General features: G+C 61.8%; 10 protein-coding genes and 2 tRNA genes. 6 read left to right on the forward strand and 6 right to left on the reverse strand.

Features of this window, described 5'->3' with window-relative positions:
• Positions 1 to 41 precede the first annotated feature (41 nt).
• The gene (locus F7O44_RS23665) at positions 42 to 494 is read left to right on the forward strand and encodes a winged helix-turn-helix transcriptional regulator (protein WP_162452766.1); all 453 of its coding nucleotides are present in this window, start codon (positions 42 to 44) and stop codon (positions 492 to 494) included.
• A 157-nt stretch (positions 495 to 651) separates the two neighbouring features.
• Here F7O44_RS23665 and F7O44_RS23670 read toward each other — a convergent pair whose 3' ends face one another.
• Positions 652 to 1146 carry a MarR family transcriptional regulator gene (locus tag F7O44_RS23670; RefSeq protein ID WP_162452767.1) on the reverse strand — a complete coding sequence of 165 codons (495 nt, stop codon included), beginning with the start codon at positions 1144 to 1146 and terminating at the stop codon, positions 652 to 654.
• Positions 1147 to 1247: 101 nt separating this feature from the next.
• Between F7O44_RS23670 and wrbA the strand changes: the two genes are divergently transcribed.
• From wrbA to F7O44_RS23685, 3 genes are read left to right on the forward strand one after another with little or no spacing between them, the layout of a single operon-like run.
• Positions 1248 to 1892: an NAD(P)H:quinone oxidoreductase gene (gene wrbA, locus F7O44_RS23675; protein ID WP_162452768.1), complete on the forward strand. Its 645-nt coding sequence runs from the start codon at positions 1248 to 1250 to the stop codon at positions 1890 to 1892.
• Positions 1889 to 2248 (forward strand): hypothetical protein, encoded by a 360-nt coding sequence (locus tag F7O44_RS23680; RefSeq protein WP_162452769.1) that lies wholly within the window; start codon positions 1889 to 1891, stop codon positions 2246 to 2248. The genes wrbA and F7O44_RS23680 overlap by 4 nt, the downstream gene beginning before the upstream one ends.
• A complete protein-coding gene (locus F7O44_RS23685; RefSeq protein WP_162452770.1) occupies positions 2245 to 2754 on the forward strand; it encodes a cupin domain-containing protein in 510 nt (169 codons plus the stop codon). Before F7O44_RS23680 ends, F7O44_RS23685 begins: the two co-directional genes overlap by 4 nt.
• Positions 2755 to 2914: 160 nt before the next feature.
• On the opposite strand, the gene F7O44_RS23690 is transcribed toward F7O44_RS23685, so the two are convergent.
• Positions 2915 to 2988 (reverse strand) — tRNA-Met (locus F7O44_RS23690).
• A 382-nt stretch (positions 2989 to 3370) separates the two neighbouring features.
• On the opposite strand from F7O44_RS23690, the gene F7O44_RS23695 reads away from it, so the two are divergent.
• A complete protein-coding gene (locus tag F7O44_RS23695) occupies positions 3371 to 4000 on the forward strand; it encodes a class I SAM-dependent methyltransferase (protein ID WP_162452771.1) in 630 nt (209 codons plus the stop codon).
• 224 nt (positions 4001 to 4224) lie between these two features.
• On the opposite strand, the gene F7O44_RS23700 is transcribed toward F7O44_RS23695, so the two are convergent.
• Together F7O44_RS23700 and F7O44_RS23705 are read right to left on the reverse strand one after the other, a co-directional pair.
• Positions 4225 to 4301, reverse strand: a tRNA-Met gene (locus tag F7O44_RS23700).
• 265 nt (positions 4302 to 4566) lie between these two features.
• Positions 4567 to 6270 carry a hypothetical protein gene (locus F7O44_RS23705; protein ID WP_162452772.1) on the reverse strand — a complete coding sequence of 568 codons (1704 nt, stop codon included), beginning with the start codon at positions 6268 to 6270 and terminating at the stop codon, positions 4567 to 4569.
• 786 nt (positions 6271 to 7056) lie between these two features.
• On the opposite strand from F7O44_RS23705, the gene F7O44_RS23710 reads away from it, so the two are divergent.
• A complete protein-coding gene (locus tag F7O44_RS23710) occupies positions 7057 to 8181 on the forward strand; it encodes a nuclease-related domain-containing protein (RefSeq protein WP_162452773.1) in 1125 nt (374 codons plus the stop codon).
• A 357-nt stretch (positions 8182 to 8538) separates the two neighbouring features.
• Here the strand turns inward: F7O44_RS23710 and F7O44_RS23715 are convergent, their stop codons facing one another.
• Both F7O44_RS23715 and F7O44_RS23720 read right to left on the reverse strand, forming a co-directional pair.
• On the reverse strand, positions 8539 to 9255 hold the full coding sequence (locus tag F7O44_RS23715) for a DUF6036 family nucleotidyltransferase (protein WP_187361585.1): 717 nt from the start codon (positions 9253 to 9255) through the stop codon (positions 8539 to 8541).
• Positions 9252 to 9743: a hypothetical protein gene (locus F7O44_RS23720; RefSeq protein WP_162452774.1), complete on the reverse strand. Its 492-nt coding sequence runs from the start codon at positions 9741 to 9743 to the stop codon at positions 9252 to 9254. Before F7O44_RS23720 ends, F7O44_RS23715 begins: the two co-directional genes overlap by 4 nt.
• Between the last annotated feature and the right edge of the window lie 338 nt (positions 9744 to 10081).

Consider the following 10081-nt stretch of genomic DNA (forward strand, 5'->3'; position numbering starts at 1 on the left):
CGATGATTTAGACCCGCATCAGCGACCAGAGGGAGACGTGGATGCCACGGCGTGTGACTCACGAACGGGCGGAATGCCCCGTCGCAAGGGCAGTCGACGTCATAGGAGACCGATGGTCCCTGCTCATCATCCGGGACGCCTTCGACGGCATCAGCCGGTTCAGCGAGTTCCGCCGCAATCTCGGCCTAGCCAAGAACATTCTCGCGGCTCGACTACGTGAACTTGTCACGCAGGGAATCCTGGAGGTCGTGCCAGCAACCGACGGGACCGCTTATCACGAGTACGTCCTGACCGACAAAGGACGAGACCTGTTCACCATCCTCGTCGGGCTCCGGCAGTGGGGCGAAGACCATCTCTTCGATGCAACGGAACAGCACTCCGTGTTGCTTGACGCGAAACTCGAACGGCCGCTGGGCAGGTTGCAGGTCACAGATAGCGAAGGTCACGCACTCACCCCGCCCGAGGCATTCGTGCGCAAGGTCTCCAGGCAGTGACGATCATGCACGGCCGATTCACTGGCCGTGATCGTCAAAGGAACGATCTGCCCGTGATACATCAGCGACCCGCTACGCGATTCACGGGCGGATCGCCAGCGAGGATCGTCGTTGGCGCACGCTGTTCGCAGCCGCCCGGTCAGCTGTTGGATCGCGGCTAGGTCGCCGTCTCAAGCGGATGCAGGAGCCGAGAAAGCATGCTGACCAGTGCCTCCTGATCCTCACGGGACAGCTCGGCAAACAGGCGCGCTTCATTGGCAACGTGCAGCGGAAGCACCGAATCGACCAGTTGGAGCCCCTCCTCGGTGAGGCGGATCTTCACCGAGCGTCGGTCCACAGTGTCGCGTACGCGCTGGACCAGCCCCTTGGTCTCCATCCGGTCGATTCGGTTGGTGATCGCTCCCGACGTGACGAGTGAGGTCTTCATGAACGCGCTTGCGGTGAGCTCATACGGGGCGCCGATCCGGCGCAGCGTAGAGAGCACGTCGAACTCACCCGGCTCGAGCCCGTGTTCGGCGAGGAACCGCTTGATCTCGCCGTCCCAAAGTCGTGACAGCCGCATCAGCCGGCCAACCACCCCGATCGGCCAGGGATCGATGTCCGGGCGCTCCCGGCGCCACTGCTCGAGGACACCCTCGACTTCATCCGGCACGAAGGCCCTCCTCAGATTCCTGAACGTTAAGAAACTTGACGTTGATAGATCCAGTAAGGTTAAGTATCTTAACGTTGAAGTATATGTGATGAGGAGTCTTGATGAGGACCACCGACGCACGCATCGCCGTGATCTACTACTCGTCTACCGGCACAGTCCACCGCCTGGCCACCGCGCTTGCCGAGGGTGCCGCCGACCGTGGAGCTGAGGTCCGGCTCCGTCGGGCCGCGGAGCTCGCGCCGGCAGCTGCCATCGACAGCAATCCACAGTGGCGGGCGCACCTCGAATCCACTGACCACGTTGCCTCCGCGACCCATGACGACCTGGTCTGGGCGAACGGCTACGCGCTGGGCTCGCCGACCCGATTCGGAAACGTCAGCTCGCAGCTCCGCCAGTTCCTCGACACAACTTCCAGCCTCTGGGAGCGAGGGGTGATGGCGAACAAGCCGGCTACCGGATTCACCGCCAGCTACAGCACGCACGGCGGCCAGGAGTCCACGCTGCTCTCGCTGTACAACACGCTCTATCACTGGGGCACCCTGGTGCTGCCCACCGGGTACGTCGACAAGGACGTGGCCGCCCGCACGGGAGGCAATCCGTACGGCGTCGCACTCAGTCAGCAGCACGCCGCGCAGGACGCAGGCTTGCTGGACGCCGTCCTGGACGCCGCACGCCTTCAGGGCTCACGGTTGGCCGAAGTCGCCGCCCGGCTGGCCGTCGGCGAACTGGAGGAGGCTGCCGCATGACGTCACGCGAGGCTCAGGACCGCGACACGAGACCGGACCGCGGCTACGCGGTGATCTATCGCTGGCGGGTGCATCCAGGGCGGGAGAACCAACTCGTCGAGGGCTGGACCCGCGTCACCAAGGCGATGCGTATGTCATGTGGAAGCTACGGATCGCGCCTGCACCGCGCCGCCGACGGCACCTACCTGGCCTATGCCCGCTGGCCCGACGCGGCGACTCGCAGTCGTTGCTCCCACCCGGAAGAGCATGGCGAGCAGATGATGGCCGACGCCATCGCCGAGTATCTGGAAGCCGTTCACCTGGAGATCGATGTCGATCTCCTGACAGAACCGCGTGACCCAAAGGAGAGGGCATGAGCTACCCCGCGCAGCGCTACTTCGGTCACTCCGGTGAGGTCACCGCGAGTTTCCGGCCAAGGAGCGCCGAACCCGATTACGTGACGACGCCGGTCGCCAAGGACGGGCCCGCTGTTGAACGCGGCACCTCGTATCACTACCTCGCCACGATGAAATCCACTGAAGGGGACTTCGGGCTCTACCGGGTGGACATGGCCGCCGGGGCAGGTGGCCCGGCCATGCACTTCCACAAGACGATGTCAGAGTCGTTCTTCGTCCTCGACGGCACCCTCCGCCTCCACGACGGGAGTCGCTGGCTGGACGGTGAACCAGGCGACTTCCTCTATGTCCCGCCCGGAGGGCTGCACGCATTCCGAAACGAATCGGGCGAACCTGTGTCGATGCTGATGCTGTTCGCGCCCGGGGCTCCGCGAGAGGGGTACTTCGAGGGCATCGCGGAGATCGCAAACCTCACCGACGACGAACGCGCGCGTTTCTTCATCGAACACGACAGTTACTTCACCTGACGGGGGTTCCACCCTCGAGCGCGGGCTTCCGGGCAGTCCATGCCACCAGCGGTGAGAGGCGCTCAGTGCGCGAGCGCGTGATTGTTGAGTAGATATGACCTGATCAAGGCTCTACAGCATTATGGCCTGGTAGATCCGGGGATCTACCAGGCCAGATTCGTAGCGGGGGCAGGATTTGAACCTGCGACCTCTGGGTTATGAGCCCAGCGAGCTACCGAGCTGCTCCACCCCGCGTCGCCAGCTTCCCGTCGCCGGGAAACGTTAACAAAACCCCTGGTCAAACCGGATCTTTCCGTTCCAACCAGTTGTTGTTGCCCGGTCGATGGTAGCGCATCCCTCGAACTGGGTCGAACCCGCTCGGGGCACTAAAACCGCCGACTCTTCGCCGGCCCATCAAATCCTCAAAGAACACACTTAAGACCGTGCACGGTGGCGATTTCTGCGATCTCGTGACCCCGACCCGCGTGACCTGACGTCAGACATAAGCAGCTCGCGGCATCCGCATACGGCGCCCCTAGTGCCGTGACACGATACGAGTGGCACTGCGGCACGGGACAACAGCGGGAGACGGCAACGTGGGACCGAAGCGCAGGGCGGCAGTAAGGAGGTCGCGGAGATGAGTCACGCTGACCGCCGTGATGACCATGGCGACTACAACTACGACGAGCTCTATGCGAACTCTGGTGACAACAGTCCGCCGTGGGAGATAGGCCAGCCACAACCAGCGCTCGCGGCCATGATCAACCAGAACGTCATCGGCCACCGGGTCGTCGACGTCGGATGCGGCACCGGAGACCTCGCTATCTATCTGGCCAGCCACGGCTACCAGGCCACCGCGCTCGACATGTCTCAAGTGGCCATCGACCAGGCCCGGCGCAAGGCCGAAAAGCAGGGCGTGACGATCTCTTTCCATGTTGCCGACGCGACCCGGTTAGAGACACTCAGCGAAACCTTCGACGCCGCGTTCGACTCAGGTCTCCTGCACAGCCTCGACGTCGACGAGCAAACCGAATACGTCGACGGGCTGCGCCACATCTGCGACCGTGGAGCATCCGTCTACGTACTGGCCGTGTCGCTCGATGCGGGCCTCGGATGGGGAGTAACCGAGGCGCACTTGCAGGACGTGTTCGGCGACCCGGGCTGGTCCTCCACCACGATCGTCCCGGCCGAGGTCATGGCCAAAATGGACGGCAACACCTTCCCCCTCGACGGCTTCTTGCTTTCCACCCGCTGGATGCCGGCCTAGTGCCTACGCAGCGATACCAAGAAAGACGATCAACGCGCGGTCAAGCCGCGCCAGATCTTCATCTGCCAAGCGCCCGAACGTTCACCCAGGTTCTCCCGCTAGACAAGTCATAACTTTGTCAGCCATCACGGGTTAGCGGCCCCACATTTTGGCCGCTAACCCCCAGAACCAGAATGACCCGGAAATGGTGGAGGCCCGGACCTCGAAGGTCCGGGCCTCACGTCTGGTAGCGGGGGCAGGATTTGAACCTGCGACCTCTGGGTTATGAGCCCAGCGAGCTACCGAGCTGCTCCACCCCGCGTCGCCAGCTTCCCGTTGCCGGGAAACGTTGACAAAACCCCTGGTCAGATCGGATCTTTCCGTTCCGACTGGCTGTTGTTGCCTGGTCGAGGATAGCGCATCCCTCGACCTGGGTCGAACCAGCTTGAGACCCTTAACCGCCGACTTTTCGCCGACCCGTCAAAACGTCAGCTGATAGCGGCTAACACCCGGTGTCGAAGCGAGGCGAGACACCCCCTGACCTGCCGCACTGTGAACATCTCATCGGCAGCCGCCCGACGACCGGTCTAACCACGCGGACGTTTCAAATAGTTACGTAGCGCCAAGCCGCCGGTGACCAGCGGAATCGCTATCACCGTGCGCAGGGCGTAGTCCCACGTCGAAGCGGCCGACGTGCCGATACCAGATAGCGTTCCTAACGGGCCAAGAGCCATCTCGGCCGCTTGACGTATGTATTCGTGGAAGCCCTGAACCGATGCGTCAAGCGTCGAACTTGAATCAAATACTGCGACCGTGGGGACTAATATGAGGGCAAGAAGTATCCAAGTCAGAAACGCCGGGGCAGGCTTCTCGCCGTAACCTAGACACCGATAGACAATGAGGAGTGCCCTTTCCGATAGCCGTCCTGCCGTTAGGTGCTGTAGGCGATATGCGCACCATGAAATGCGGGTGCGTACCGAGCCCGGTGCACCGTGCTGATGGGCGAGGCGAGAGAGTTCACCCACGAATTCGGCATCTCGATCGAGAGCCTTCTTTACCTCAGGGTCGAGTCTTCCCGTAAACACCCGAGGCACTGACCGTGCAAGCGACGTAGGTTGCTTTAACGCCTTGCGAGCTAATCGCAGGGAGAGCTCGTGGTATTTGCTACCGCTGCCCGGGATACGGTCGGCATTGGGACTGAGATGATAGGCGCCGGTCATTGACGCGAGTACGCGCCTGCGAGTCTCAAGTCGCGGGAGACTGAAGTTCGTCACGACCGCCCCGTCAAAACGATCCGTTCGCCCCCGCTGACGAGGCAAGGAGAGACCCAAGATCGCGAAACCCGCGCCTTCGCCGCTTAGACTCGCCTCCCGTGCGTCCCGGATTCTCCACCGGCCAGACAATCGCGACACCACCGCTCGTCGGGCACCGAGTTTCATCTGGCGCCCGTTTCCGGTCAAGCTCTCGGAGTACGATCCTGGACCAAGCTCTAGCAGGCCGCGCCCCGAGAACCGAGCGCGCTCGACTCCATTCTCTGCCTTCAGAACGGTATTCTTCCGAACTTTCCAATGGCCGCCTTTTATCGGTTCGTTCACTGTTAGAGTGGACACATCAGAATCAGAGACAGGGAGGAGTTCGATCACCGTTTTAGCTGGATCGAAGAAGATAACGTTGTTCGCCGTTATCCCGATTTTGTCGAGCACTAGGCAGGCCGACTGTCCGATGAATCCAATTTTCTCGACTGTCTCATTGGGATGTGTCGCGATCGTGCATTTGTGTTGGATAATGATCGATGAAACCGAAGATATCTGCTCAATACTCGACTCATGCCCTGGCTCAAGTTCAACGCCACGCCCACCAACCGATATCAGAGTCGCGCCGCGCCTAATTCTCGCATGGAATTTCTCAGATTCTACTACACGAATCTCAATTGGCGCCTCAGTCCTCAGCAACACAGTTAGTCCATCAATATACTCCAGCTCCACGGAGCCTTCTTGATGATCACCGTCATTCTTCTCGCGAGGACCAGCTTGCAGTAATTGTTCCACGTCGTTTGCACGCTGTCCATGAACCGGATCGTCCGTTTCTTTTAGGACCAGGCAAAGGACCAAGTTTACGTTCTTTGAAACAGTGAATGAATACAGTTCCGATGAGGGCGTGACGGTGAGCGCCCAGACGTCGCCCTCTCTTCTTGGCTTAGCGGCACCCCTTGCCGCCTCGTCGGGAAACCCGTCGACGATGGCTTCAATCTCCTCAGGCAAGGCCCTTGTCTTGGTCCCAGCCGGACTCACGTCGTAGCTCCCCGCACATGAACCCAGAGGTGACTACGACTAGGGCACGGTTCCTTGCCTCGAATTCGAAGACGAACCTCGGGACGTTCGCCCTTCGTGGCTCCCCACATGATGGGGCGCCCAGCATGCCGGACCAACTGCCGCTGGCTATGTCCCTCTAGGACGATCACGAGGTCATGATACTCACTGTGGCTGTAGCGCAGATTGATGCGCTCGGTGCCGTTTCTGCAAGTGTCGTGGGAGCCACAATGTCCTAAATGCGTCTTCTGCCACAGGTGGCTCCCAAGAGTTGGGACCACCCAACGCCGATTCCGGGCGTCGCCCCTCGCCATGTGTTGTCGTTGGCCCATGCGGACACCGCTGGCTAGGCTAAGCTCGGGAGGGGGTATGCGCCGCAAAGTGTCATCGAGAACGCCGACGACGTATCAGGCACTCGTGTCTGCGTGCCGTCGGTTTGACCGTGACCAGCTGTTGCAGTTGCTTGCTCCGTGCTCCCGTGGCTGGGACGGCAAGACACACGATGAGCGAGGGAGGGAGCTCCCATTCCTGCCGTGGAATGTTGCTGGTGTCGCAATCACTGTGATCACCAGAGGAACTCCCGGTGGGCGGCGGTCGCCGGAGCCTCAGGACGTCGAATGGCTATGTCGAATGCATGCAAATCTGGAGCACCCTGGGGAGCCAGGGGACACGGATTTCGCGCCTCGGTTAGTCGCACGGTTCATCTATCAACAGTTCCCCTATCAGCGCTCATACCGCCTCGGCTTGGCGAGCTGGGCGCGTCCCGTAGTGTTGTTCGAACAGACACCGTTCAAGGATGGCTACCGGCCGCAGGTGATGGAGCCGGGTTGGGCGAAGGAACTCCTCGGCAGCACTGTTGCCGAGTGGGTCTCTATCGGCTTCTGCCTGCTTAGCGCGGCCAAGGACAACATCAAGTACCCGTTCGAGTGGACGCCTACTACCGCCCAGCTTCTTGACACGCTCGGTGGGGCGGAAAGGTTTGACGAGGTCGTAAGACGCTCCTTCACAGCCGACATCGGCACGTTGAAGACCAAACGCCGACGCGAGGTGGAACGGTACGGTGACACGCCAGGCGAGCGGTACGTCCGGGAACCTTTCGCGTACAACCCTCTACACACCTATCCGCTGGTCGGTGGCGTAGCCGATGGCTTCCTCGCACCGTGCATGCCATTGATCGAGATGCGTACATCGGCGTTAGGCATCGTCTACGAAGGCTTGGAGAAGTGGTCCACACAGTTCACAAACGACACCGGCAACCTCTTTGAGCAGTATGTCGGCATGCATCTGAAACTCGTCGAAGGGGCTCAGCTCTATCCGGAGATCCAGCACGTCCAGAGGAAACAGCACCTCCACTCGGTGGACTGGCTGCTGGTAATGCCGAAGGTGGTCGTCATCGTCGAGTGCAAGAGCATGATGCCCGATCGGGCAATCCACGAGGGAGCCACCGATTTCATGGACTCCCACGTCAGGCGTCTGAACAAGCCGATCAATCAGATCAACCGGACGGCAGCTGCAATCACCTCTCGCATCCAGGAGTTCACCCGGATCCCCTCAGACCGGCCAATCGTCGGGCTCATTGTCACGCTTGGTACATTCGACATGGCTAACAGTCCGATCGTGCGGGGAGAGCTTGCGGCAGCAGACGTGCCTACTGCGATCATCGGCGTAGACGAGCTGGAACAGCTGGTTATGACGGAGACCACTGGCCTTGATGCGTTCATGGCCGAAGTCGCGAACCATCAAGCAGCCCCGGGCGTGGTGGATTTGACGGGTTGGCCGAAGATCACCACTCGTGGCGCGAACCCCATCCTCAACGCCGCCTTCGACGCCTTGCCAGCGATCACCAAGGTGCAGCAGTGGCGGGAAGCCAGGGCAAGAGAACCCGGGCCCTAGCCACGATCCTGACTGTTCTCTCTCCCCTCCCCCTCGGCCAGGCTTCGGGCTTCCGCCACGGTGCCGTCGATTCGACGGCACCGTCAGGTCCACCTAGTCGGTGGTGCCAAGCTGGCAGGACCGCGCGTCCTGCGGCTCCGCCGTGACTGGAGCAATTCGACCATAAATGATCATCTGATGCTCGACTCCCAACCGCACGCCTGCAAGAACCGCATATTACTAAAAATTACGGATATAGTCACGAACTTCTCACGGAGCAGCGGGGACGCGGCGGGCACCCTTCCCCTGCCGCATCGAGCCAGCGCTCCGGGTAGACCGGTTGGCGTACAGCATTGCCCATTCTCGGGGAAGCAGTCGTCAGAGGCTCGGTGCGGACGGCCCGGATGGTCGATCGTGATGCGCCGGGCTCTCTGGTCCGGGGAAGAAGCCCGACGGCGGGCGATGACGACCTGACGCGTGTCCTCGCCCGGGCGGTGGCACTTCCCGGTGCATGGGCTGCACAATCTTTTGGGATGGCGCGCTGTCCTGACTGGTACGGAGAGCCTCGGCGCGCTGGGCGACATCTTCGGCGATGTAGCGGTGTCTCGGTAGCAGTTGGGGCGCCGGGTAGGTGTCGGTCAGTAGGTCGATGCAGTCTTGCGCTGTGGAGTAGCCGAGCCGATTGAACAATGTTGCAGCGTCGTCGAGGTCGCGTTCGTCCCGGGAGGCGTGCAGCTTCATCGCCAGCAGATACTCCGCTGACGGCACCTGTACCAGCAACGTCTCTGACTCGAACACCGTGACAGGATGTGCATCGTCTCCGGGCAGGAACCCCTTAGCAGCATCGTTGAGCCAGTCCGGCTCCAGACCATGGGCGGTGCTGATCTCCTCGGCGATCTCCCGCACCACCGGCGCCGGAACGAACAACGCGTCCACATCGCGGGTGAGGCGGTCTTGGTCGTAGGCCAAGGCCATCGCCGCGCCACCCACCACGAACAACTGAGCGTGCAACCCACGCGTGTTCAGCCGATCGGACAGTTCCTGGAACAAGGCGCGGACACCCTGTGCATCGAGAATCGCACCGTGAGCGTTCATGCCCGGGCTAGCGACCGTCCTGTGATCAGAATCCCCCGCTTACGAAAGGCAGGCGGACTCTGCTGATCCGCCTCAGCGCGGAAGATATCCGGGACCGCCGGATACCACCCCTTCGTGCGGCGGGCCGGATCCGCGGCCCAGGCCGGCGCCTGCCAGCCGTCGCGCTCGGCGAGATACTCGGCCAGAGCGGCGAAAGCGGCATCGATCTCCGCTGCCCCTGTGCGCGGCGGTTCCTCGGCGAACACTTGCGCTGCGAGCCCGGCTCCGCCGCGACGGAGCGTCGACGTGTAGTCGTCAAGGGTTTGTAGGATGCCAAAGCGCCAGCACGTATCCAACGATTCACCGGCGGCGAGCAGATCGAGGCAATGACGCGCGTTCGACGCAGCTGTATGACGCACACCCACACCGGTGGCGGGCTCAGGCGCCGGTGTGGCTTGCGCGCGCTCTAACAGCGCCCCGATCGGCAGCACATCGCCCTGGAACACCATGACATCCTCCCTCCTTCCTCTCCATTTTCGCAGACTCCGCACTGGATGTCCCATGACTGCCTGCGAGGACGCCAACTTGCGAATCAGACAGATGCGCACACGGCTCACACCAGGTGCCGCATAGTTCCCGGGACATACCCCTGCACTAAGCCTCGATCCACCGATGAGAGTGGTGGGGTGAGCGTGGCGTAACGCGAGGATGCCCTTACGGGCTGGGAGTCTGGGACTTGCGACGGTTCCACACACCTCAACCCGGAAGGGCACCTCTGGGATGCGACTCTCTCACACCCTTGGCCGGACCTCGGTAGCGTTCGATGATCCGAATCTCGTGTCGGCCG

It is taken from the genome of Phytoactinopolyspora mesophila (assembly GCF_010122465.1).
GTDB classification, from domain to species: domain Bacteria; phylum Actinomycetota; class Actinomycetes; order Jiangellales; family Jiangellaceae; genus Phytoactinopolyspora; species Phytoactinopolyspora mesophila.